The organism is Eudoraea sp., assembly GCF_039969275.1.
Lineage (GTDB): Bacteria > Bacteroidota > Bacteroidia > Flavobacteriales > Flavobacteriaceae > Eudoraea.
In genome coordinates this window covers 484,516-510,467 of sequence record NZ_JBDVOC010000003.1, presented here as the reverse complement: position 1 = coordinate 510,467, position 25,952 = coordinate 484,516, and the positions used below count along the sequence as shown (strand labels likewise).

Annotated in this window: 22 protein-coding genes; 14 read left to right on the top strand and 8 right to left on the bottom strand. The window is 36.7% G+C overall.

The annotated features are described in order from the left end of the window. Positions 1-51: 51 nt before the first annotated feature. Complete coding sequence (locus ABJH90_RS03235) at positions 52-996, top strand: MBL fold metallo-hydrolase (protein ID WP_348142379.1); 945 nt, start codon at positions 52-54, stop codon at positions 994-996. Between the two features lie 133 nt (positions 997-1,129). Here the strand turns inward: ABJH90_RS03235 and ABJH90_RS03230 are convergent, their stop codons facing one another. After that, the gene (locus ABJH90_RS03230; protein WP_348142376.1) at positions 1,130-1,690 is read right to left on the bottom strand and encodes a hypothetical protein; all 561 of its coding nucleotides are present in this window, start codon (positions 1,688-1,690) and stop codon (positions 1,130-1,132) included. Between the two features lie 315 nt (positions 1,691-2,005). Here ABJH90_RS03230 and ABJH90_RS03225 point away from each other — a divergent pair, with 315 nt between their 5' ends. Further along, positions 2,006-3,565 carry an aryl-sulfate sulfotransferase gene (locus tag ABJH90_RS03225; RefSeq protein ID WP_348142373.1) on the top strand — a complete coding sequence of 520 codons (1,560 nt, stop codon included), beginning with the start codon at positions 2,006-2,008 and terminating at the stop codon, positions 3,563-3,565. A 69-nt stretch (positions 3,566-3,634) separates the two neighbouring features. On the opposite strand, the gene ABJH90_RS03220 is transcribed toward ABJH90_RS03225, so the two are convergent. Next, positions 3,635-5,368: an arylsulfatase gene (locus ABJH90_RS03220; RefSeq protein WP_348142370.1), complete on the bottom strand. Its 1,734-nt coding sequence runs from the start codon at positions 5,366-5,368 to the stop codon at positions 3,635-3,637. 189 nt (positions 5,369-5,557) lie between these two features. Between ABJH90_RS03220 and ABJH90_RS03215 the strand changes: the two genes are divergently transcribed. Further along, a complete protein-coding gene (locus ABJH90_RS03215) occupies positions 5,558-6,544 on the top strand; it encodes an NAD-dependent epimerase/dehydratase family protein (protein WP_348142367.1) in 987 nt (328 codons plus the stop codon). A 96-nt stretch (positions 6,545-6,640) separates the two neighbouring features. Next, a complete protein-coding gene (locus ABJH90_RS03210; protein WP_348142364.1) occupies positions 6,641-7,384 on the top strand; it encodes an NIPSNAP family protein in 744 nt (247 codons plus the stop codon). A gap of 113 nt (positions 7,385-7,497) precedes the next feature. Here the strand turns inward: ABJH90_RS03210 and ABJH90_RS03205 are convergent, their stop codons facing one another. After that, positions 7,498-8,190, bottom strand: coding sequence for a hypothetical protein (locus ABJH90_RS03205; RefSeq protein ID WP_348142362.1), 693 nt, complete (start codon positions 8,188-8,190; stop codon positions 7,498-7,500). 91 nt (positions 8,191-8,281) lie between these two features. Here ABJH90_RS03205 and ABJH90_RS03200 point away from each other — a divergent pair, with 91 nt between their 5' ends. Then, positions 8,282-9,343 (top strand): hypothetical protein, encoded by a 1,062-nt coding sequence (locus tag ABJH90_RS03200; RefSeq protein ID WP_348142360.1) that lies wholly within the window; start codon positions 8,282-8,284, stop codon positions 9,341-9,343. Positions 9,344-9,426: 83 nt separating this feature from the next. Here the strand turns inward: ABJH90_RS03200 and pafA are convergent, their stop codons facing one another. The 5 genes from pafA to ABJH90_RS03175 all read right to left on the bottom strand — a co-directional run bounded on the left by pafA (position 9,427) and on the right by ABJH90_RS03175 (position 15,765). After that, a complete protein-coding gene (pafA, locus tag ABJH90_RS03195) occupies positions 9,427-11,100 on the bottom strand; it encodes an alkaline phosphatase PafA (RefSeq protein ID WP_348142357.1) in 1,674 nt (557 codons plus the stop codon). Between the two features lie 266 nt (positions 11,101-11,366). Next, complete coding sequence (locus ABJH90_RS03190; protein WP_348142355.1) at positions 11,367-11,714, bottom strand: hypothetical protein; 348 nt, start codon at positions 11,712-11,714, stop codon at positions 11,367-11,369. A 57-nt stretch (positions 11,715-11,771) separates the two neighbouring features. Further along, positions 11,772-12,827 carry a class I SAM-dependent methyltransferase gene (locus tag ABJH90_RS03185; protein WP_348142352.1) on the bottom strand — a complete coding sequence of 352 codons (1,056 nt, stop codon included), beginning with the start codon at positions 12,825-12,827 and terminating at the stop codon, positions 11,772-11,774. 266 nt (positions 12,828-13,093) lie between these two features. Beyond that, positions 13,094-13,858: a hypothetical protein gene (locus ABJH90_RS03180; protein WP_348142349.1), complete on the bottom strand. Its 765-nt coding sequence runs from the start codon at positions 13,856-13,858 to the stop codon at positions 13,094-13,096. 362 nt (positions 13,859-14,220) lie between these two features. Then, complete coding sequence (locus tag ABJH90_RS03175; RefSeq protein ID WP_348142346.1) at positions 14,221-15,765, bottom strand: PglZ domain-containing protein; 1,545 nt, start codon at positions 15,763-15,765, stop codon at positions 14,221-14,223. Positions 15,766-15,802: 37 nt separating this feature from the next. On the opposite strand from ABJH90_RS03175, the gene ABJH90_RS03170 reads away from it, so the two are divergent. The 9 genes from ABJH90_RS03170 to ABJH90_RS03130 all read left to right on the top strand — a co-directional run bounded on the left by ABJH90_RS03170 (position 15,803) and on the right by ABJH90_RS03130 (position 25,946). Then, complete coding sequence (locus ABJH90_RS03170; RefSeq protein WP_348142343.1) at positions 15,803-17,032, top strand: HD domain-containing protein; 1,230 nt, start codon at positions 15,803-15,805, stop codon at positions 17,030-17,032. Positions 17,033-17,197: 165 nt separating this feature from the next. Beyond that, positions 17,198-18,223, top strand: a complete 1,026-nt coding sequence (gene lpxD / locus ABJH90_RS03165) for a UDP-3-O-(3-hydroxymyristoyl)glucosamine N-acyltransferase (RefSeq protein WP_348142340.1) — start codon at positions 17,198-17,200, stop codon at positions 18,221-18,223. A gap of 3 nt (positions 18,224-18,226) precedes the next feature. Then, positions 18,227-19,624 carry a bifunctional UDP-3-O-[3-hydroxymyristoyl] N-acetylglucosamine deacetylase/3-hydroxyacyl-ACP dehydratase gene (locus ABJH90_RS03160; protein WP_348142338.1) on the top strand — a complete coding sequence of 466 codons (1,398 nt, stop codon included), beginning with the start codon at positions 18,227-18,229 and terminating at the stop codon, positions 19,622-19,624. 1 nt (position 19,625) lies between these two features. Next, a complete protein-coding gene (gene lpxA / locus ABJH90_RS03155) occupies positions 19,626-20,411 on the top strand; it encodes an acyl-ACP--UDP-N-acetylglucosamine O-acyltransferase (RefSeq protein WP_348142335.1) in 786 nt (261 codons plus the stop codon). Positions 20,412-20,417: 6 nt separating this feature from the next. Further along, a complete protein-coding gene (efp, locus tag ABJH90_RS03150; protein ID WP_348142333.1) occupies positions 20,418-20,981 on the top strand; it encodes an elongation factor P in 564 nt (187 codons plus the stop codon). 95 nt (positions 20,982-21,076) lie between these two features. Next, on the top strand, positions 21,077-22,012 hold the full coding sequence (locus ABJH90_RS03145) for a UDP-3-O-(3-hydroxymyristoyl)glucosamine N-acyltransferase (protein WP_348142330.1): 936 nt from the start codon (positions 21,077-21,079) through the stop codon (positions 22,010-22,012). A 68-nt stretch (positions 22,013-22,080) separates the two neighbouring features. After that, entirely contained in the window at positions 22,081-22,953 is an 873-nt protein-coding gene (gene sucD / locus ABJH90_RS03140; RefSeq protein ID WP_348142327.1) for a succinate--CoA ligase subunit alpha, read from the top strand. A 127-nt stretch (positions 22,954-23,080) separates the two neighbouring features. After that, positions 23,081-23,827: a 3-oxoacyl-[acyl-carrier-protein] reductase gene (gene fabG / locus ABJH90_RS03135; RefSeq protein ID WP_348142324.1), complete on the top strand. Its 747-nt coding sequence runs from the start codon at positions 23,081-23,083 to the stop codon at positions 23,825-23,827. Between the two features lie 85 nt (positions 23,828-23,912). After that, positions 23,913-25,946 (top strand): vWA domain-containing protein, encoded by a 2,034-nt coding sequence (locus tag ABJH90_RS03130; RefSeq protein ID WP_348142321.1) that lies wholly within the window; start codon positions 23,913-23,915, stop codon positions 25,944-25,946. The last annotated feature ends 6 nt before the right edge of the window (positions 25,947-25,952 follow it).

Below are 25,952 nucleotides of genomic sequence, written 5' to 3'. Positions count from 1 at the left end.
AGGGTAAACCAGATAAAGTATACTTATCTATGTTAACCAAAATCTATTCTTATGAAAAACTGTCTGATACTTCTGATTTTATTATCTCTGACAATAGGTTGCAATACAGATCCAAAAGTTGAACCGGAACAGGGCTCTGTAGAGATTGATGCCCCATGTCCTCAAGATGGTGTTACCCTTCAGGTTTTGGGTTCAGGTGGACCTGCTGCCGGAGATGCCAGGGCTTCAACCGGCTATCTGGTCTGGGTAAATGGCAGTCCTTTGGTCATGATAGATGCCGGTGGGGGTACTTTTCTAAGACTGCAACAGGCAGGGGTACATATGAGAGATATTGAATTTCTGGGCATAAGCCATTTTCATCCTGATCATGCCTCTGAGCTACCGGCCTTACTTTGGTCCGACATTTTTTCAGGACGGCCAACTCCATTAAATGTATCCGGTCCTAAAGGCGGAGGATCTGACGGACTTAAGGGATTCCTTTCTGCTATAAATGACATGGCAACACCTATTGATGCTTTTACCAGAATCAATGCTATTGAAGTTACTCCACAAAAAGATTCTATAACAACTATCTATAAGAATGAACTGCTCGAGGTAAATGCTATTGGGGTAAACCATGCCAATAAGCCTACGCTGGCCTATAAGGTGACCATAGACAACAAGAGTATTGTTTTTGGAGCGGATCAAACTCTTGATAGTCCTGGTTTTATCGATTTTGTAAAGGGAGCAGACCTTCTGGTATTACATTTGGCCATTTCTGAAGAAGCCGATAAACCATTTACTAACCTTCATGCCAAACCAAGCAGAATAGGATCAGTAGTGCAGGAATCGGGTGTTCAACGCCTGGTTTTAAGCCACTTAATGAAATTAGATTCTACTAATAAGCGAGCTAATCAATTTAGTCTTTATGATATTGATACAGCTGTTAGAGTTGTAGGGTCAGAATTTAATGGGATAATTATATTAGCAGAGGATCTTAAATGTATTAGTCTATAAGTTAATTACTTATATCTGTTATAATTAACTTTTAGTTTAATTAAATAAAAATAGACTATTACCATCACATTTCAGGGATACAATGTTTTTCTGGTTTATTACTTCTCTTTAAGGACGAAATGATCATCTGAGTTTAATCAGTTTGATTCATCCATTTCCTGGCCGGACCAAACCATGCTGCATGGGGAGTGTATAAAAATCCGTGGCCAAGGCCTGTATTTATCTGAAGTTGCTCAAAACTTGTTGCGTTGGTAGATTTATCAATCCAGTATTGGTAACTGTTACCGGCAACAGTATCCGATTTTTCGTAGATTCCTAATATATTTCCATGCAGGTTCCAGTCAAAATTCTTCCGGGAATAATCACTGCTTGACCCCAAAAGCACATAATTCACCTTATTTATATTCATATCGGAAATGTACATGGCTATCATGCCTCCCTTTGATGCCCCAATAACAGTTATATCAGAAGGGGAGACTCCTTTTGCAATAAGGTCATCTATTTCTTTTGAAATTTTCTTTCCAAATTCGTTAAAATCGGTTTTCTCCGTTCGTACTTCAGCATGAACTTCCGCACCAGTGGCTTTAAGTGAATCAACAATTGTGGTATACTCATAAGGCCCAAATTGGGGACTTACCGCATGAATACCTTGTACTTCTATAATCATACCATGTAAATAAAATATATGTTTCATAGATTCCTTTTTTTGAGAACATGAGATTAATAAAATTAGAACTGAAAGTTTGTATAGGAGATTCATTGCCTGAGGAAATTTAATTTTAAATGTAAGATAACTAATTAAGGCGAAACCTATTAGTTAGTTAACTATTAATCCCGGAAATGGAATATGTGGATTTTCCAGATAAGAAGTATGAAATTTAAGCTTGGAAATAATGGCAATGAATTTTTAAAATTAATTTGGAAGATAATTTTATTAATAATTAACTAAGAGTTATTAAATTCACGACTTTATGTTTAAAAATACCAGCCAATTAACCAAAGCTCTAAAATGAAAAAATTTCAGAATTATCTAATCGCCCTTATTTTAGCGGGCATCCTTGTCCATTGTACCGATAAAAAACCAATAGCTGACGAACCTGAAAAAAAAGATCGTAATATGTTCGGGCTTTATATACCGCGTGGCTTAACAAAAACCACAGAAGGTCTTACACCCGGATATGTCATCTTCAGGCCGGCAAATTCCTCTTCTACATACCTGGTTAACCGCGAAGGAAAAGTGGTTCATGAATGGAAAGGGAATTATGAAGTAAATAGTTTTTATTTAAATGATGACGGTTCGCTAACACTTCTTTCTGTAGATCCTGATTTTCCTGTATTTGGTGGTGGAGGTAATGCGGGCAGGTTACAAAAAGTCAGCTGGGACAGTAAGATGCTTTGGGACTTTGAATATGCCAATGAAGAATATCTTGCACATCATGATATAGCTTTATTGCCAAACGGCAATATTCTTGCGATAGCCTGGGAGGCGAAAACTGAGGAAGAGGTATTACAGGCAGGGAGAAATCCAGAATTTACTCCAAAAGCCGGGCTATGGCCTGATAAAATAGTTGAAATTAAACCCAAAGGTAAAAGCGGAGGTGAAATTGTGTGGGAATGGCATATCTGGGATCATTTAATACAGGATTATGATGAAACCAAGGATAACTATGGCGATGTTGCAGCACATCCTGAACTTCTTGACTTTAACAAAGATGGGGAAATACCGCCGCTTATTTCCCATGACAGTATGGCGGTATTACATAAAATGAAAAGAGCATGGAGGAATCAAACGGTTGAAAACAGGGGCGCCGATGTTTATCATTTAAATGCTATTAACTACAATCCTGAACTGGATCAAATCGTTTTTAGCTCCCCAAGCTTGGATGAAATCTTCATTATTGACCACAGTACAACTACAGAAGAAGCTGCTGGACACACTGGAGGCAAAATGGGCCATGGTGGCGACTTTTTATACCGATGGGGAAACCCTGAAAATTATAACATGGGAGATTCTACTAATCAGCAATTGTTTGGTCAGCACGATGTACGATGGATTGAGAAAGGTTTACCGGGAGAAGGCCATCTCACACTCTTTAATAATGATATTCCAATGGGTCCGGATAGTCTGGATTATTCGGGAGTATTGGAATTAGAACTGCCAACAGATAATAAAGGTAATTACTTAAGGGAGGAAGACGGTAAATTTGGACCGGAGGAACCTGTTTGGAAGTATATAGCCCCGGATACACTTTCTTTTTATGGAAGCTTCATATCGGGTGCACAGCGGATGCAAAATGGAAATACGTTTATCAATGAAGGGCCCAAAGGCCGCTTTTTTGAAGTTACCCCTGATGGAGAAATTGTTTGGGAATATCTGAATCCCTATCGGGGGAATATTCATCATGCTGATGGAGAACCAGTTTCACCAATGCCTTTGGCTTACTGGCAATTTAGGTCGAACTTTATCCCCGCGGACCATCCGGGTTTAAAGGGAAAGAAATTAGAACCTATAGATCCACAACCTGAGGAATTCAAACTTCCTCCTAAACCCAAAAAAGAGGATTCATAAGAAGGTGGTGAATAAAACTTGCCAATCGCTAAAAAAAGAATGGGATTAAAGGCATGGAATTTCCAAAGATTAATCGTAGTTGATGCCAGGTAACTGCACCTGAATTTCACTGGCAAAATTGGTCCATTCCTGGAACATTTCCTGGTATTTTTGCGGGTTTGTGCTTTTTAGATCATGCATTTCACCCAGGTCCTCATCTAGATTATATAGTTCAAAACCTGATAAACTAAATGGATCGCTGAAATTTGTTATTTTCCACTGCCCTTTCCTCAACATCGTATTTCCACTGTGCTCTAAACCAAAGACATAGTCGTTGCTATGTATAGCCTCTGCTTTTCCGGAAATAAATGGCAAAATTGATTTTCCTTTCAAAGGGAATAATGAATTCCCGTTAAATTCGGAAGGATAATTAATTTTGGCTATTTCGTACAGCGTAGGAGCAATATCCATAACCGTTAAAAAGTCATTTGCAATTACATTTTGTTGTTCTACCATAGGGCCGGTTATAATCATAGATGCTATAATACCACCATTGGTTGCATATTCCTTGTAATATCTGAATGGTGAAGAGCCGGCTTCTGCCCATTGGGGGCCATAGGAAATCAAAGAATTTGCTTCTCCCATGGTTTCATAGTCATTGTTAAAATAGGGATTGATATAGGGTCTGATCCCGGGATTATTATAATAATCTTCACCTGCTGCCCCATTGTCAGACATAAAAATAATCAGCGTATTTTCGTACTCCCCGATATCTTTTAAATGCTGTACGATACGGCCAATATTCACATCCAGATTATCTAACATACCGGAGTAGAGTTCCATTTTTCGTGCTTCTCTTTTTTTCTCATTCTCCGAAAGAGAATTCCACGGCCTAACGGAAGGGTGAGTAGGGGGTAAGGCAGCATTTTCGGGAATCATCCCCGCCTTTTTAAGACTTAACAATCTTTCTTCTTTTAATTTATCATAACCTTCATCATACCGCCCTTCATACTTTTTCCAATAAGCCTCATCAACCTGCAGTGGCCAATGGGGAGAGGTATAAGCTGCATAGGCAAAAAACGGACGTTTATCATCTTTGTTCTGATCTATATATTCGATCAGTTTATCGGTGTAAAGATCCGTAGAATAAGAACCTTCCGGCCATTTTGTGGGTTTGCCATCTTCTGTATAATGTGAAACCGGAATACCTTTAAATAACCCCTGGCTGTTATAATGATTTCCAACACCTTCAAGAAGGACAAACGAGTGTTCAAAACCTTTTTGGTGCGGGTTGGCCTCTTTGCCAGTACCCAGATGCCATTTTCCAGCCATATAGGTGTGATAACCATCCTTTTTTAGCAAGGCAGGGATAGTAGCCACTCTATTTGTTATATAACCTTCGTAACCAAAAACCTGTGTGCTTAGTGCCTGCCTTCCTACACCTGCAATATGGTTGTCATTGCCTGTTAAAAGCATCGCCCTTGTGGGTGCACACATAGGTGCAGTATGAAACCTGCTGAAGCGAATACCACTTGATGCCAGGCCATCGATATTGGGAGTTGCGATATTTCCGCCATAACAACCCAGATCTGCATATCCCAGGTCATCAGCTACCAATATTAGAATATTTGGTCGGGTATCTACAGATGTTTTCTCCGAAGTGCCCGAACAAGCTGTAAATCCAATGATCGCAAACAGAAAGCTAAGAATCGAAGTTGTACGGTTAAGATTAGAAATAAAATTGTAATTAGTAAAGTGATAACATGTTTTAAATTTTATTGGAAGAAGTATAACTTGTTTAGTTCGTCTATCGAGATTTATCATTTAAAGCGACTCTTTCATTATTAAATATCTAAGGTAAGGATTTATCATTTACAGCTTAATTAGAAATATTGAATATAAAAGTCTTCTAACATCTGTAGTAGCGAAAATAAACCTACCTGACAATATTATTTGGCAGAAGTATTGACTGTTCTGGATAATTCAGTACTTTGTAATTCTTTAGAAAAATATATGAAGGTATTATTTATAGGGGGTACAGGAAATATTAGCAGTGCGTCTAGCAGATTAGCTATTTCAAAAGGGATAGAGCTTTATCACTTGAACAGAGGGATAAACAAGGTTGAAATAAATGGGGTGAAAACCATATTAGGCGACATCAATAATCTAAATAGTCTGACAGAATTGAAAGCTCACAACTGGGATGTTGTGGTTAACTGGATTGCTTTTACTCCGGAAGATATTGAGCGGGATATTGCCCTTTTTAAAGGAAAAACCAAGCAATATATTTTTATTAGCTCGGCATCTTGCTATCAGACACCTTTAAGCTATCCAATTATAACTGAATCGACACCGCTGTGTAATAATTTATGGGATTACTCCAATGATAAGATTAAATGTGAGGATAGATTGATGAAAGCTTACAGGGAAGAAGGGTTTCCAATTACTGTTGTGCGGCCCTCTTTGACTTATGATACGGTTATCCCCATTGCTATTGGTGGGTTTAAAGAGTACACTACAGCCGATAGAATTCTAAAAGGAAAGGAAATAATTGTTCACGGAGACGGCACCTCATTGTGGACCGTTACACATTCAGAAGATTTTGCAAAGGGCTTTGTAGGATTATTGGGATTATCACAGGCAGTGGGCCACGCTTTTCATATTACTTCAGACGAAATATTAAGTTGGAACATGATCTACGAAATCCTGGCAGACAGTCTGGGTTGTAAGGCAAAAGTGGTGCATATTGCTTCAGATTTTATATGCAAAATAGAACCCTCTTATACAGGCACTTTACTTGCTGATAAGGCCGAAAGTGTGATTTTTGACAATACTAAAATAAAAACATTTGTCTCAGGCTTTAAAGCTACAATCCCTTTTGCAGAAGGTATAAAAAGGACCCTGAAATGGCTTGATGACAACCCGGAAAAGAAAATTATTGACCCGGAGGAAAACCAGCGGATTGAAAATATACTTAAGGCTTATAAAAAGCTTGGATAAAAAATAAATCGGATTTGCTGACAGATCAAACCAGGTATTTGTTAAATAAGAATTAGATTTATAATATTGAAAATAATTAGGAACAAAAATTTAATCATGATCAAAAAATTTGCAATAGGGGTTTTTCTAATTTTAGGGGCTTTTGGATTCAGCCAAAAAGAAATTTATGAATTTCGGGAATATGAGTTAAAGTTTGGTAAACCTGCTAAGGTCTTGCATGATTATTTTGAAAATGCTTTGATACCTGCTTTAAACAAACAGGGAATTAAAAATATCGGAGCATTTGAGGAAATTGGGGATGCCTTACCAAAGAAGATCTATTTATTAATTACCTATGATGATTTAGAGGACTATCAGAAGGTACTGGACAATCTAAAGGATGATTCAGTCTTTCTACAGGCATCTGAAGCATACAGCAAAACCGCACAGGAAATTTTTCCGGTAGAGCGGTATGTAACGTCATTGTTTACAGCATTCGATGGAATACCAAAATTAGTAAAACCAACAGAGGGGTCCATGGTGTTTGAATTGCGAACTTATGAAGCCTATAATGAAGATGCATTTCAGCGCAAAGTAAAAATGTTTAATGAGAGTGAATTGAGTATTTTTGATGAGGTAGGACTGCATTCCGTTTTTTTTGGGGAGAAAATTGCAGGTCCACAAATGCCCTGTCTAACTTATTTACTTGCTTTTAAAGACATGGCAGAACGTGATGCCAATTGGGCAAAATTTGGCCCCAACCCGGAATGGCAAAGGATAGTAAAACTGCCGGAGTACGCTAATACGGTTTCAAATATATACAGGGTATTCTTAAAACCTATGTCCTATTCTCAATTGTAAATTTTAAGATGGACTCTTAAATCTTTAAATTCATATCCATATTAATTTTAGGAGGCAGCATGATAAAGTGGTTGCACTTCTGCTGTGTAAATAGGTAGTTCCGCTATATTTGCTTATCTGTTAAGCTTAAAAGCCTCAAGATTGATATCATCCAAACCAATATCATCAAACGGATATTCTAATTGATCCTGGATGTTATAAAGAGATATAAGTATAAACTCCGTTAGTAATACTATAAAATAGGTTATTCCCTGATTGTTTTCCAATCCCACATCAAAGATAATGGTTGGCGCATAAATCAAGGGGAAGATATAGATGAATACAAGACAATAAGCCTTTAAGCTTATTGGTGTCCTGTGCGTGTTAATAGCGTGTAAGTTTTCTATGGCTTCATGGAGATCTTTCATATAACGAAAAGTCCTGTCCTTTAAATTTTTCGAAACGGTTTCATCGTTAGCTACGATAAATGTGAGCACCTTATCAATGATTTCATCCAGATCTTTTGTGCTGTCGTCGTTGTTTTTTAGTTGATCCATAGTTTGCTCACTAATATTAACCAAAATATCAGTCATTTCTTTTTTACTTTCTTCAGAGAGTTCCTTGTTACTCATTACAAAATAGTGAACTGTCTTTAAAGCACTTCTGAATTTACTCAAATGTTGCAGTGCCTTTTCCCGGCGCCTGAAGGAGCCACGTATGGTAAAAACCAAAGGAAATATTATGGCAATACTTAACATAGTAAGATCAACATAGAAGTTTAAATTAAATTTAAATGCCAGAAATGTAATGACTATTGAAACTATCAATACAATTATTGTTCTGTAATTTAATATGGAAAGATATCGTCTAATAGCCTAAAATTTATTAACTTATCAAAGTAAATCTAACTACAATCTAGTGAATAAGCAAACGATATACCTATTCCTTTTTACATTTTTTTATGTTGTTGGAGCCACTTTTTCACAGGAAATCGTGAATACTGACCAGGATAATCAGGTCACTGAGCTCTTTCTTACTAATGATCCAATACCCGTAAAACTAAGGTATTCCAATAAAGTTTTAAGGAAAGAAACGAATGACAGCACATATATTGATAGCGAAATTCAATATATGTCAAGCGATGATTCCTGGAAAACTTTGGAAGTAAAAATTAGGGCAAGGGGCAATTACAGGAGGGAGAATTGCTATTTCCCCCCTGTGAAAATGAAAATTAAGAAAGCAGTTACCGCAGGAACCTTATTTGAAGGGAATAAGAAACTAAAACTCGTACTTCCTTGTGTACTGCAAAATGACTATAATGATAAAGTCATAAAGGAATATATGGCTTATAAATTGTATGAACTTGTCTCTCCATACCATTTTAATACGAGGTTATTAGACATTGATTTTACCGATGAAAAAGGACAGAAAGTTAAAACCTATACAGTAAAAGGATTTTTTATAGAAGATATTGACAGAGTGAAAGATAGGTGTAACGGTAAACAAATAAAAAGGTCTGTACATCCGCTACAACAGGATGATCTTTGTTCTGTAAGAAACGACTTTTTTCAGTTTATGATTGGCAATACCGATTATTCATCAGCTTATCGGCATAATGAAAAGCTTTTGTTTGTTGATGGCAAAATTATGCCTGTACCATATGATTTTGATATGTCCGGCTTGGTAGATGCCAGCTATGCTGTAGTCTCACAGGTTCAAGGTGAAGTACTAAGTATAACAGATGTCACTCATAGATTATATAGGGGTTTTAAACGCAACCCAGCCGTATACCAATCCGTGAGAAAAGAATTTCTGAATAATAAAATTAAAATGTTGACTATTGTTAACGATTTAGAATCAAGCTTTGAAGATCCAAAAGAATTTGCCACTGCAAGAAGGTTCATCAACGACTTTTTTGATGTTCTAGCTAATGATAGCACCTACAAAAAGCAGATATTAAATGAGGCAAGGTTAAAATAAAATCCTTTTTGTATTGTATTTTAATTCTCCGTTATCTTTCTAAATCAAAGACCCTATTCTTCCCTTTTTTCTAAAGAATTATTTCACTCAAATAGTTCTATTAAAGGTTCTCCTGTAGTTCCACTTGGAGATTGTATATCCAGAAACTGTGCAAGGCTGGGTGCAATATCGGTTACCGATACTTTTCGAACCGTTTCACCTTTAGGAATGGAATTCCCGAACCACAGCATGGGTACATGGCTGTCGTAAGCATAACCGGTACCATGGGTAGTACCTTTAATTTGTTGAATAGTTGTTATTTTTTGGTCCAGGCTCGGAATAAACCCCGGTTTTAAGACTAAAAGGACATCTCCAGATCTTTTAGAATGATAGCCTTTTTGAAGCTTTTGGTTTATTCCATAACCATAACTACGTGATTGCAGATCGGATGCAGTAACTGCTCTTGTAACTTCTTCAAGAGTTATCAGAAAATCTGCCGCTTCCTGTTGTACTGCTCTAAGAGATAATTTCTTTTGTTTTATAAGATCGTGATTTAAATAAACAGACTCCCCGTCGAAATGTTCAATCCATTGATTTGTACCATATTTTGTATTCAAATGACTCAGTAGAGCAGCATCATATTTTATAATATTAGCGATTCCAGTAGGTAGCTTATTATCTGCCAGGTAAGACGCTACAGGTACAGATCCATGATCAGAGGTCAAAAACAGTAAATAATTTCCGGTACCAACAGTAGCATCGAGTGATTTTAATAAATTTTCAATGTCCCTGTCCAATCTTAAGATTACATCTTCAAACTCAACAGACTGAGGACCAAAAGTGTGCCCAATAACATCGGGAACTGAATAACTTATATTAATAAAATCTGTAACATCGTCTGTCCCTAAACCTTCATTCTTAATAGCTTCTATGGCAAAATCTGTCAATAAGGAATTTCCAACAGGGGTAACCCAAACTAATTGAAACTCAGCACCTATTGTCTTATAGCGTTCCCGCATACTTTTATAATCATATGGAAAAGTAGCACTAGTTTTGCCAGCAATAGCCCGCTCATAATTATTGTCATCCGGGGCGCTCATAGTATACGATTCTATGGGATATAAGGTGCTCCATGAATTTGTTAAATATGAATCTGACTTTTCCGATTGATTAAATTTGGTAACCCAATTAGGCAATTCATCCATATAATAAGAGCTGCTTACAAAATAACCCGGACTCGATTTCCAGTCATGCCAATATGCCGCATTAGCGGCATTTCCTCCTGGTAAGATGGCACCACGGTCTTTTAGGGAAACACTTATTACCTTGGCCCTAAAATTGGTACCCATTCTCAATTGATCCGTAATCGTTGTTGTTAACAGATTTCTTGGAGACGCACCATAGCTGTTAACGGTAGTTGTTCCAACGATAAGTTCGTTTGAATCTCCAATATTTGTAATGATTTGTTTTGAACTCCGCTGATACCACGTATTTCCGATTATTCCATGAGTAGCCGGGGTTGTCCCTGTATATATGGATGCATGTCCGGCAGCAGTCACCGTTGGAATATAGTTATACTGAGTGTTTTTATAGTTAAATCCTTCCTGCATTATGCGTTTAAACCCACCGTTAGAAAACCTCTCCTGATACTTGTAAAGATGATCAAATCTCATTTGATCTACTACGATTCCCACAACCAATTTCGGTTTATCAGATTGGCTTCTAAGAAGGTATCCGTTAAAAAAAAGCAGGGCGGTTATAGCGATAATTCTAATCATAATTTTGTTATCTTTTGAGATTAAAGTTTGAATCCTGACATATGCACAGAACTGCGCTATTCAAAGATAATCAGTAATTATGTTAAATTTTATTAATTAACCAGGATAAACTTTCAACAAAGGGATATTTATCCGGAAAAAACTTCGGATTTATAAAAAGACTGTTATGATGATCTCAAAGCAATAAACTTTAGGTTCTAAATTAGTGAACCACAACAATCAATTTTGCAAAGCAATAGCAGCTTTAGACCTAAGTTCTAATCAAATTAAAGGCCCTGGTAAAAAGAATAAATTTTAGGGTTCATATCTTTGACGGCACTCAGAAATTCTTCAGAGGGACTCCCGTAAATCTCAGGGAAAAAGTCTGCTATCTGAAGAAGTTGACCAAGCAATTCTCCCAGGTTTCCCAAATGAAGAAATATTGCATTAGAATCTGTATATGTTTCTCTTACTACACATTCACTTCCATTAGCATTAAAATACCAATCGTACTGCAAAGTGGTATCTTTCTCCTTCTTATTAACAATTTTCAGGCACTGCACTGCAATACTTTTAAACTCTTCCTCTTTGCCTTCATGTATTAGAAATCTTGCGGTGAGCTGTATGTTTCCCATTATTAAAATGTTTTGGTTTATAGTTTTAATGAATATTGATTCTTTGATTTCTTTTCTTTAAGGCCGTGCCTCTAAAATTAGATTAAATGGGGTTTCAGTTGCACGCCTGAAATGACTAAAACCACCCGAAGTAATAGCGTCCTTTAACCGTTTTTCACCTGCTTGGGCGCCGAGTGCCAACCCAACTTCCTGATTAATAGAACAAGGTACGCAAAGCTGTGTGGAAAATGCATAAAAAGCCCTACCCACCGGATTGAGATTATCTTTTAAAGTGTCATGAGCGAATGGTTCAACAATCATGCAGGTACCATCAGCTTTCAAGGCTTCTTTTACATGAGCGCATGCTCCAACAGGGTCTCCCATGTCATGAAGGCAGTCAAAGAACGTAATAAGGTCATAGCCATCGCCTGGAAGGTCTTTAGCAGTGGAAACTTGAAAGGAAATATTGTTCACTCCTGAGGCCTTTGCCTTTAATTTAGCTTGTTCAATAGATTTGTCGTGAAAGTCAATCCCAAGGAACGTGGAATTTGGAAATGCCTTGGCCATTATAATAGTGGAAGCTGCATGTCCGCAACCAATATCAGCAACCTTTGCACCTTTTTTAAGTTTTTCTTCAACACCACTAAGTGATGGAATCCAACTTGAGATTAAATTGCCTTCATATGAGGGGCTAAAAAATTTCTCAGTTCCGCAATACAAACATTTATTATGATTTCCCCAGGAAATACCTTCTCCTGATTTAAATGCTTCTACCATTTTGGGCTCATCGTGATACAGCGAGGTAATTGCATAAAACGCACCGGTCATAAACACAGGGCTATTTTTATCACCAAAAGCTGCTGTTTGTTCCGGGGTCATAAAGAATGTATCATTTACATTATCGTATTCTACATAGCCCGATGCCGCCTGAGCTGCCAGCCATTCCCTGACATATCTTTCTGCAGTTTCTGTTGCTTTGGCCAATTGAGCAGCAGACATTGGCCCTAATTCTGATAGTGATTTGTATAGCCCAAGCTTATCACCAATAGTAATAAGAGGACCATTCGCAGCAGCGCCCATTTCCACTACAACTTGGCCTAATAATGCATGTAATTTATTTTCATCTAGTTCCATAACTGTAAAATTTATTTTCGAGTTTAACTTAATAATCTATTTTTCAGATATGTCTAAATTGGTGATTAATAATAATATACAGCAAATCATCAAGGACTAAAGCCTTCATTTAATGTCCGAATAATATTCTTTATTTATCAAAGGCCAGAATATGCTAAAAATTAAAATGTGCTCTTTGAAAAAAATTGTTATCTATTTAATTACCAAAAAAAGCCTTGAATATTTATTCAAGGCTTTCCATTTGTCCTTAATCCTTTCAGGTTTGTTTACTCGGCAGGGGCAGATGCACCTACAACAATTCTGTAAACGTTAGAATTACGTTTGTTATAGTTCTCCTGAAAGCCATCCCAGAATCCTTCAGGCGCGGTCCAGTCATCGCTAAAAGCAGGTGATAGTGCTTCTTGCAGGGAGGAAAATATATCATAGGAATAGCTGCTATAGGTGAAGGTAGAAGTAACCGGAGAAATGATGGCCTGATTACCCCAGCCTTTCATGTTAGTTTGCCCTTCCTTCATGGCCTTTTCTACCATAGGTTTCCATTTTTCGGCTTCAAAAGCAAGGTGCTGCCCTGAATTTTTTGTGTCGTGATAAATGATTCGCACAAATTTATAATCATCATTGGTTGAATTTTCTGCACGGATATGGTTGGAAAGATTGCTCAGAAATACGTGATGCATATTGGTGCTAATGTCTGCTGTTCCAATATCTTCCATTTTAACATCCGGAAACATTGCGTCTATACTTCCCCAATCTGCTCCTTTGTCAATATCTTTAAAAGTATTTATAATTAGGATATTCGGGCTCGTATCCTGGTTTACACCCCCGACCCTTTGTAAAATGGCCCAAAATGTTAAATTCCCTTTTGTAACTTCTTTTTCGGCCCATTTAGCCCAATATGTAGTTTCTCTTTTTAAATATTCCTGCATATTTTCAGGTGCCACCCTTCTGTATTGGTGGGTAGTGATGGACTGTGCCAGTGCAAATTGAAAACTCAAAATGCATACCGCTAAAAATGTAATTTCTTTTCTCATTCTATGGTTGTTTTAAAATTAGTATACACGTATATAATAGTGTTTACCTTAAAGTCCAGAATATTTATCGCTTTACGTCGGACCTTCAAAGTTTAATACCCAAATAAAGTTGAAATTCAAAGATTTAGACAATAACTAAGGACGAAGCCTTACATTAAATGTCCGAAATAGCCTTTTTATTTACCAAGGGAATCCTTGACCAAGCGATTCAAGATAACCCTTAGGGTGTTAAGTCTAGTCATAGCTAGCCTAATTAGAAATCAATAATTATCAATCAATTGATAAAATACATTTTATTACTAGAAGCCTTTTGCAGATGCCTTCTGATTAGTCAAATTATCCAAGTAAAAATACAAATATGATTATCTGGGCTCCAGAACCACAAATGGTATAATCATTTCCTCCAGGGAAACGCCCCCGTGTTGATAAGAATTTCTATAATAACTCACGTAGTGGTTATAATTATTGGGGTAAGCAAAAAACAAATCGTTTCTTGCAAAAATAAATGAACTACTCATTGTTATACTTGGTAAATAAATATTAGCAGGGTCTTTGGCCTCTATTACGTCATTCTCATTATAAGTAAGACTTCGGCCCGTTTTGTATCTAAGATTAAGACTGGTCTCTTTGTCTCCAATCACTTTAGAAGGCTGTTTCACATTTATAGTACCATGATCAGTGGTAATAACAAGTTTTAAACCCATACTCTGAGCTTGTTGTATGATTTCAAGAAGTGGTGAATTCTTAAACCAGCTATTGGTTAAGGAGCGATAAGCCTTATCATTGGACGCCAATTCTTTAATAACGTCCATCTCAGTTTTGGAATGTGAAAGCATATCCACAAAATTATAAACCAGAACCGTAAGGTCATTTTTCTTTTGGGAACGAAAGTTTTGAGAAAGATGTTTGCCTTGTTTCAGACTACTTATTTTGTGGTACTCCCATTTAATATCAAGTCCCAATCGTTTTAATTGTTCTCCCAGGAATTTGTCTTCAAATAAATTCTTTCCCCCTTCATCTGTATCGTTCTTCCACCATTTGGGGTATTTTTTTTCCATTCCAAGAGGCATAAGGCCAGAAAAAATAGCGTTTCGCGCATATTGTGTTGCTGTAGGCAGAATGCTGTAATAAGGCATTTCCTTACTTTTTTTATAATAAGGTGTTAGTACATCTTCGAATGCAAACCACTGGTCATACCTTAAATTATCTATCACCAATAAGAGGGTAGGGGTATCCTTGATTTCTGGCAGAATTAGTTCCTTAAACAGCGTATGAGACATTACCGGTCCATCGCCATCATGAAACCATTCAGCATAATTTTTTTCAATAAATTTTCCAAACTGATTATTAGCTTCAATTTTTTGAGATTCCAAAATTTCAAACATCCCGGAATCTTCTATTACTTCCAATTGAAGCTCCCAATAAATAAGTTTCTTGTAAAGATCTGCCCATTCCTCATAGGAGTTGACCATAGATAGGTCCATCGATATCTTTCTGAACTCTTGCTGGTAGTTAGAAGTGGTCTTTTCTGATACTAAACGAGAGTGATCCAGGTTTTTTTTAAGAGAAAGAAGTATTTGATTAGGATTGACAGGTTTTATAAGATAGTCGGCAATTTTTGAACCAATGGCCTCTTCCATGATATACTCCTCTTCACTTTTGGTAATCATTACTACAGGAATGGTTGCATCTATAACCTTAATTTCAGTTAATGTTTCCAAACCTGAAATTCCCGGCATATTCTCATCGAGAAAAACAATATCAAAATTCCGGGCTCTAATTTCTTCCAATGCATCCTGACCACTTTTACAGGTTACTACCTGATAATTTTTGCCTTCCAGGAAAATAATATGGGGCTTTAACAAATCTATTTCGTCATCTACCCAAAGGATTGTTATCTTGTTCATTTAGTCCTTATCTTTACCGTTGAAAACAATAGCTATTTTGTCGAAATCAAACAAGCTTAAAATATTCAACGATCCAATTTACGGATTTATTAGAATTCCAGATGCTCTAATTTTTAACCTGATAGCGGACCCATATTTTCAAAGGCTTCGCCGTATTTCCCAAATGGGGCTTTCATATCTGGTTTATCCTGGGGCGCATCATACTCGTTTTCATCATGCATTAGGTAGTATGCATTTAATGCAGGAAGCAATACAACTACTTCGCTTTAAGGGGATTGAGGTTACAGAAGAGGAGGCGCAAGGGTTACTTTGTGCTATTTTATTACATGATATTGGCCATGGCCCTTTTTCACATGCTATGGAACATAGTTTGGTAGAAGGAATAAATCATGAAGCAATTTCTCAGATATTTATGGAGGTGCTAAACCGTAAGTTTAACGGAAGTTTAACTTTGGGAATGGAAATTTTCAGAGGCACTTATAGAAAAAAATTTCTGAATCAACTGGTCAGTAGTCAATTAGATATGGACCGATTAGACTATTTAAAGCGGGATAGTTTTTATACCGGAGTGGCAGAAGGAAATATAAATGCAGAACGTTTAATAACCATGTTAAATGTTGTTGATGGCACATTGGTTGTTGAGGAAAAAGGGATCTATTCTGTAGAGAAATTTCTAATGGCCCGAAGATTTATGTATTGGCAGGTATACCTTCATAAAACAGGAATAGTAGCCGAGCAATTGCTAATTAAAACATTACAGAGGGCAAAGGAACTGGTTGATATGAATATTGAATTGGATTGTAGTCCACCTCTCATGTTCTTTTTGAAAAACAAAATAGATAAGGAGAATTTTAATCTGGAGGTTTTGGATCGTTTTGCAAGTCTTGATGACACGGATATATTAGCGGCGATAAAACAATGGCAGCACAATACTGACTTTGTTTTGTCAAAATTATGCGGGATGATTCTGAATCGAAGACTTCTGAATATAAGACTTAAGGACAAACCTGAAAAGGAAAATAAATTTCAGGAATTTTTTGAGGGTTTTAAAGCAAAATATAAGTTGAGTGATTCAGAGACGGCTTATTTTGTATTCCGGGGAATTATAGAGAATAAGGCCTATAACCAATATAGTCAGAACATAAATATTTTGCGTAGCAATGGTAAATTGATGGATGTTGCCAAAGCATCGGATCATCTAAATTTGACCGCTCTATCTGAGACGGTAACAAAATATTATATATGTTTCCCAAAAGATGATCTTTAGCTTTAATATTCTGAATTTTGGCTCCCTCCAATTTCTAAAAAGCGTTTTGAAAGTCTTAATACACTAATATACAGGTGTTTATACACATGAATATGGCGTAATACCATTAATCAATTTTTCTTACTTTTGTCTGAATCTAAGCACAGGGTTAAATAATTTAAAAATTTGAAATTTACAGCTAGTCAGATTGCAGGTATTTTGGAGGGTGAGATAGAAGGCAACCCAGATGTTGCTGTGTATAAATTGGCTAAGATTGAAGAAGGAGAAATTGGTTCATTAACTTTTTTGGCTAACCCTAAATACACATCTTTTATATACAGCACCGAAGCATCAATAACCCTTGTAAATAAAGATTTTGTGCCGGAACAGACCATTTCTACAACTCTGATTAAGGTTGATGATGCCTACGAATCTTTTTCAAAATTATTAGAATATTACAATCAGGTAAAGAATAACAAAACGGGACTGGAGAGGCCAGTATTTTTATCAGAATCTGCCAGCTACGGAGAAAATTTCTATTTGGGTGCTTTTTCATATTTGGGAAACAATGTAAAAATTGGTAATAATGTCAAAATTTACCCCAATGTGTATATAGGTGATAATGTAACAATAGCGGATAATGTTCTGATTTTTGCAGGAGCCAAAATTTATTCGGAAACAATAATCGGAAAGGGATCCGTAGTTCATAGTGGGGCTATTATTGGTGCAGATGGTTTTGGTTTTGCCCCTAATTCAAATGGTGAATACAGTAAAGTACCTCAAACCGGGAATGTAATTCTGGGGGAAAATGTGGACGTTGGCGCAGGAACCACAATAGATAGGGCAACACTTGGATCAACCATTCTTAGAAATGGTGTAAAACTTGACAACCAAATTCAAATTGCTCATAATGTTGAGATTGGAGAGCATACGGCTATTGCAGCTCAGACTGGTATAGCCGGGTCTACAAAAATTGGAAAAAATTGTAAGATTGGGGGTCAGGTTGGCATTGTTGGGCATATTACTATTGGCGACAGGGTAAGGATACAGGCCCAATCTGGTATAGGTCGGAATTTGAAGGACGATGAATTCATACAGGGATCACCTGCATTTAATTACGCAGACTACAATAAGTCCTATGTTCATTTTAAAAATCTACCAAAACTGGTCAATAGGATTAATGATTTGGAAAAAAAAAGTGACGATAAATAAAGTATGACAAAACAACGTACAATAGCAAATGAAGTAACATTAACCGGCGTGGGTTTGCATACCGGTGAGAATGTTACCATGAAATTTGTTCCTGCAATCGAGAACCATGGCTTTGCTTTTAAACGCGTAGACCTTGAAGGGGAACCAATTATTGAAGCAGATGCGAATTTTGTGGTTAACACTCAAAGAGGAACAAATCTGGAGAAAAAAGGAGTTAAGATCCAAACCTCAGAACATGTTCTTGCAGCATTGGTTGGCATGGAGATAGATAATGTTTTAATAGAATTGGATGCCCCTGAACCGCCCATCATGGATGGATCTTCCAAGTTTTTTGTAGAGGCTATAGAAAAGGCCGGAATTGTAGAACAGGAGGCCGATCGGGAAGAATATGTAGTTAAAGAAGTTATTACTTATAAAGATGAAGCCTCGGGAAGCGATATAACATTAATTCCTTCGGAGGATTACAAAATAACCACTATGGTAGATTTTGGCACCAAGGTTCTTGGGACACAAAATGCCACCCTGGAGAAAATAGCAGATTTTAAAAAGGAAATAGCGGATGCCAGGACATTTAGTTTTCTTCATGAATTGGAAATGTTATTGGAGAATGGGCTTATAAAGGGAGGAGATCTTAACAACGCCATTGTTTATGTAGACAAGGAAATTTCTGCTCCTACCATGAAGAAACTGGAAAAGGCTTTTAAAAAGAAAAAACTATCGGTAAAGCCCAATGGTATTTTAGATAATCTGACATTGCATCAACCAAACGAGGCTGCCAGACATAAACTATTAGACGTAATTGGAGATTTAGCATTAGCGGGAACAAGAATTAAAGGGAAAGTAATTGCGAATAAGCCTGGACACTATGTAAATACTCAGTTTGCTAAAAAACTGTCCAAAATTATTAAATTGGAAAAACGGAATAAGGTTCCCAAATTCGATTTAAATCAACCTCCATTAATGGACATCACTGAAATCATGAAAATGTTGCCTCACAGGCCACCTTTCCTATTGGTTGACAAAATTATGGAGCTTTCAGATTCTCATGTGGTAGGTGTAAAAAATGTCACCATGAACGAACCATTTTTCGTGGGACATTTTCCCGGAGCACCTGTTATGCCAGGGGTTCTGCAGGTTGAGGCTATGGCGCAGACCGGAGGAATTCTGGTATTAAGTACTGTTCCCGACCCAGAAAATTATCTTACTTTCTTTATGAAGATCGACAATGTTAAATTTAAACAACAAGTAGTCCCCGGAGATACCTTAATCTTTAAGTGCGATCTTATATCGCCAATACGAAGAGGAATCTGTCATATGCAGGCTTATGCATATGCAAATGGAAAATTGGTATCCGAAGCAGAGTTAATGGCCCAAATCGTAAAAACAAAACAAGGAGATTAGTATGAATCAACCGCTTGCCTACGTTCACCCAGGAGCTAAAATTGCAAAAAATGTGGTTATAGAACCATTTACCACTATCCATAACAATGTGGTAATTGGCGATGGTACCTGGATAGGCTCTAATGTCACCATTATGGAAGGAGCCCGCATAGGAAAGAACTGCAATATTTTCCCAGGTGCGGTAATATCAGCACCACCTCAGGACTTGAAATATGAAGGGGAAGAAACCACGGTGGTAATTGGTAATAACACCACAATCAGAGAGTGCGCTACTATTCACAAAGGTACACATGACAGAATGAAAACTGTGATTGGTAAAAATTGCCTTATTATGGCCTATTGTCATGTTGCTCACGACTGTTTTGTGGGAAATAATTGTATTTTCTCCAATAACTCTACCCTTGCGGGGCACGTAACTATTGGCGATAATGTTATTCTTGCAGGTCTGGTGGCAGTGCATCAATTTGTTTCAATTGGTAATCATGCTTTTGTAACCGGTGGATCTTTAGTTCGTAAAGATGTACCTCCTTATGTTAAGGGCGCAAGAGAACCAATGTCATATGTTGGAATAAATTCTGTTGGACTCCGAAGAAGAGGATTTAATTCAGACAAAATTAGGGAGATACAGAATATTTACAGAATACTTTATCAGAAGAATTATAACAATACTCAGGCTGTACAGATCATTGAAGCAGAAATGGAGGCTACACCTGAAAGAGATGAAATCTTACAGTTTATTCGTGATTCCCAAAGGGGAATAATGAAAGGCTATTTTAGTACAAATTAATTATCTATGGCAAATACATCAGATATTAGAAAAGGATTGTGCATTAAGTACAACAATGATATTTATAAGATTATTGAATTTTTACACGTAAAACCAGGTAAAGGACCTGCATTTGTGAGAACAAAGCTTAAAAGTGTAACAAGCGGAAAAGTTTTGGATAATACCTTCTCTGCCGGACATAAAATTGAAGATGTTCGTGTGGAAACAAGATCTTATCAGTTTTTATATTCGGATGGCTCAACCTATCATTTTATGAATACGGATGACTATAATCAAATCTCACTTCAGGAAGGTGTTCTTGATGCAGCGGGACTTTTAAAAGAAGGCGAAGTGGTTACTATAATGTTTAACACTGAGGATAGTATGCCATTATCTGTTGATATGCCGGCTAGTGTTATTTTGGAAGTCACTCATACAGAACCCGGACTTAAGGGAAATACCGCCACGAATGCATCGAAACCAGCGGTTGTTGAGACCGGGGCCAAAGTGAATGTACCACTTTTTATAAATGAAGGTGATAAAATTAAAGTTGATACTGAAAAGGGCTCTTATATGGAGAGAGCAAAATAGTATAGTATAGATAAATACTTGTATTTAAATATATTAGACTATTTTATATTTAGTGTTAATTGATCTATTAAAATGATAATTTTGATAAACTTTTTGTGAAATTTCCAAAACCATATACTTTAAAACAAATTGCAGAGATCATCAATTCTGAATATGTAGGAACGGATGATTTTTCTATCTATGGAATGAACGAAATACATGTTGTAGAAGAAGGTGACATTGTTTTTGTAGATCATCCAAAGTATTACGACAAAGCACTAAGTTGTAGAGCAACTGTAGTTTTAATAAATAAAAAAGTTGATTGCCCCCCTGGAAAAGCCTTACTGATATCCGAGGATCCTTTTAGAGATTTTAATATACTTACTAATTATTTTAAGCCTTTTGAAAAATCGGATTTATTGATATCCAAATCTGCCAGAATTGGAAAGAATACTCAGATTCAGCCAAATGTTTTTATTGGTAATAATGTTATAATAGGTGATCACTGTACTATTCATTCCAATGTCTGCATATATGATAATTGTATCATAGGAGATCATGTCACTATTCATGCCGGAACAGTTCTTGGAGCAGATGCTTTCTACTATAAGAACAGGCCAGAGGGCTATGATAAATTACTTTCCGGAGGACGTGTTGTAATAGAAGACCATGTAGATATTGGTTCGCTTTGTTCAATAGACAGGGGCGTTACCGGCGATACCATAATTAAGAAAGGCAGCAAACTCGATAACCAGATTCAGGTAGGGCATGATACAGTAATTGGAGAAAAGTGTTTAATTGCTTCGCAAACCGGAATTGCAGGCTGTGTTGTAATTGAAGATGAAGTTACTATTTGGGGCCAGGTTGGGATAATAAGCGGTATTACCATAGGAAAGAAAGCAGTAATAATGGCGCAGGCAGGTATTGGCAGATCTCTGGAAGGAGGTAAAAGTTACTTGGGAAGTCCGGCTGGTGAAGCTCGAGAAAAATTCAGAGAATTAGCCCATCTGCGTAGTCTTCCAGCAATTTTAAAAGATTTAAACAAACAATAAGTAATTAACCACCCAAAAATAGTTTTCAAAAATATATTTTTGTATAACTATAAAAAGACAAATTAACAATGAGCGTATTAGTAAATAAAGATTCCAGGATAATTGTTCAAGGCTTTACCGGTAGTGAAGGTACTTTTCATTCAGAACAGATGATCTCCTATGGTACGAATGTAGTTGGAGGAGTTACTCCGGGCAAAGGTGGTCAAGAACACCTTGGAAAACCTGTTTTTAATACAGTTGAGGACGCTGTTAAAAGTGTTGGTGCAGATACCACTATCATATTTGTGCCACCGGCATTCGCGGCAGATGCAATAATGGAAGCTGCTAATGCCGGAATAAAAGTCATAATTACAATTACTGAGGGTATTCCTGTAGCTGATATGGTTAAGACCAATAATTATATTAAAGAAAGAGATTGCACATTAATAGGTCCAAATTGCCCTGGAGTAATTACACCGGAAGAGGCCAAAGTAGGAATTATGCCCGGTTTTGTGTTTAAGAAAGGAACTATTGGAATTGTATCTAAATCTGGTACTTTAACTTACGAAGCAGCAGATCAGGTTGTAAGACAGGGATTGGGTATTACAACTGCTATTGGCATTGGTGGTGATCCAATAATTGGTACTACCACTAAAGATGCAGTAGAATTGCTGATTAATGATCCTGAAACAGAATGTGTCGTTATGATAGGCGAAATAGGGGGTCATTTAGAAGCGGATGCGGCCAAATGGTATAAAGCTAGTGGTAGTAAAAAACCAATTGTAGGCTTTATCGCCGGGGAGACAGCACCTGCAGGAAGAACTATGGGGCATGCCGGGGCAATAGTAGGAGGAACAGACGATACTGCTCAGGCCAAAAAACGTATTATGCGTGAATGTGGAATAAATGTAGTGGATTCTCCTGCTGAGATTGGAAAGAAAGTTAAAGAAGTAGTTGGATAGTCAAAAAGAATAACAATTATTCTCGGTAAACCTGAGAGCAAAATCCCGAATTAGTCGGGATTTTTTTTAGCCTTTATGTGAAACAAAACTTATCTTTGGAATACAAGTGAGAAAACAAAACAATGACATGAAAATATTAGACGGGAAGAATGTTATTATTACCGGTGCAAGTCGGGGTATAGGTATGGGTATTGCCAGAATTTTTGCTGAACATGGGGCTAATGTAGCCTTTACCTATAGTTCTAGTGAAGCCCCTGCGCTTGAATTGGAAAAGGAGCTAAATTCTAAAGGAGTTAAGGCAAAAGCATATAAAAGTAATGCGGCAAGTTTCACAGATTCAGAAAAACTGGTTGCACGGGTATTGGAAGATTTCGAAGGCATAGACGTGTTAATTAATAATGCCGGTATCACAAAGGATAACCTGTTAATGAGAATGAGGGAAGAGGATTTCGATACCGTTATCGAAATAAATCTAAAATCTGTTTTTAATATGACCAAAGCGGTGCAGCGTACAATGTTAAAACAACGCAAAGGATCAATTATTAATATGAGTAGTGTAGTAGGTGTAAAAGGGAATGCCGGCCAATCAAATTATGCGGCTTCTAAGGCTGGGATAATTGGGTTTACAAAATCCGTTGCTCTTGAACTTGGCTCAAGAAATATTCGTTGTAACGCAATAGCCCCGGGCTTTATTGAAACGGAAATGACAGATAAATTAGATGAAAAAACTGTACAGGGATGGCGAGAGGCAATTCCACTTAAACGAGGCGGAACTCCTCAAGATGTTGCAAATGCCTGTTTGTTTCTTGCTTCAGATATGTCTGCTTATATTACCGGACAAGTTTTAAATGTTGATGGCGGTATGCTAACATAATGCTTACTTACTTTATTTATTAATCCCAGTACAAGACCATTGACCGGATTGTATTCCGGCCGTAGGGTGTTATCCAAAAAGTTTCATGCAACTACAAACGGTATTCCTGATATTATTTGCTGCGATCTTGGCTTTTGGGTTAGTAATATTTCAGTACTACTACAAATCCAAGAGCAAAGGTTTTTTGTATATAGGACTCTCCTTTTTGAGATTTATAGCATTATTTTGTGTGTTTTTACTTCTAATAAATCCAAAAATCTCCAAAGAGCAATATTCTTTGGAGAAAGCTAATCTAATTATATTAGCAGACAATTCTTCTTCAATTGGCCAGGCAAATGGAGTTAATCAGCTTATTAATGCCAAAAAACTGATTAATGAGAATACTAATATTGCCGAGAAGTTTAATGTCTCTGAATATATATTTGGGACCGAATTAAATTCTTTGGACAGTTTGTCATTTACAGAGAAAGCTACAAATATAGGACGTGCGCTTTCATCACTAAATGAAATTTTCGCTGGAAGCACCACAGCCATTTTAATTCTTACAGATGGAAACCAGACCTTAGGTGAAGACTATGAATTCTTTGCAGGAAGACAAAAATTCCCCATTTACCCTTTGGTAGTTGGAGATACAACAAGTTATCAGGATATCAGAATAGATCAGGTAAACACAAACAAATACGCTTTTTTAAATAACAAATACCCCATAGAAATTTTTGTTTCCTACCAGGGCAAAAATACCGCTTCAACAGTACTAACCATTTCTGAAGCTGGTCAAAATTTATATAGAAAACAAATTGCGCTAAGTGAGATCGAGAATTCCCAAATTATCAGTACTGTTCTGGATGCGACCAGTGTTGGAATAAAGAATATAAAGATTAGCCTTAGTCCATTGGAAAATGAAAGGAACATTACCAATAATTCCAGGCAAATAGGCATAGAAGTAATTGACGAAAAAACCAATATTGCACTAGTCTCTAGTATACTTCATCCGGATCTGGGTGCTTTGAAAAAAGCAATTGAAAGCAATGAGCAGCGATCGGTATCAATTATAAAACCATCCTTATCACCCAATGAACTGGAACAATTTGATCTTTTTATTCTATATCAGCCAGACACGTATTTTGAAAAGGTATATTCTTATATAAAAAGCAAAGGGGCAAATATTTTTACTATAACCGGTCCCAAAACCGATTGGGCTTTTCTAAATAAAGTCCAGAATAGTTTTCAAAAGAATAGTTATTATCAGCAAGAAGAAGTAACTCCTATTTTAAATGCAGGATTTACGCGTTTTGATATTACAGATCTTGTGGTGTCCGAATTTCCCCCAATTGAAACCACTTTAGGCGAATTACTTATTACGGCATCGTATGAAAATATGCTGAGTCAACGCATTAAGGGAGTAGATTTGAATGAACCTCTTTTTACAATACTTGAAACCAATTTACGTCGCGAGGCGGTCCTTTTAGGTGAAAATATTTGGAAATGGCGCGTACAGAGTTACAGGGAAGATCAGAATTTTAAAAAATTTGATGATTTTATTTCTAAGGTTATATTATTCCTTGCAAACAGCAAACCAAGAAGTCGTCTTACATTGGAGTACGAAAATATTTATCAGGGTTTAAATCAAGCAACCATAAAGGCTACTTATTTTGATGAAACCTTTGTTTTTGATAATAATGCAACAATAAATCTAATATTAAATAGCATTGAGAATAACACTAGCAGACAAATTCCTATGTTACTTAAGAATGACTATTACGAAGCTGATATCCGTACACTTCCATCAGGGGATTACGACTTTACGGCCAGTGTTAAGGACGAAAATCTTACCAAAACAGGAAAATTCACAATTCTGGAATATGATTTGGAACAGCAATTATTATCAAGTAATTATAAGAAATTAGAAAGGTTGGCAAATGGCACCAATGCCACACTTTATTTTCCTTCTCAGACCTCTAAATTTATTGAGGACATAATTAAAGACAATAGGTTTATTCCAATCCAAAAAAGCAAGCAAAATGTCGTATCTTTGATAGATTTTAAAATTCTCTTAGGAATCATTGCGGCTGCTTTGACTGCCGAGTGGTTTATAAGAAAATATAACGGACTAATTTAATATTAT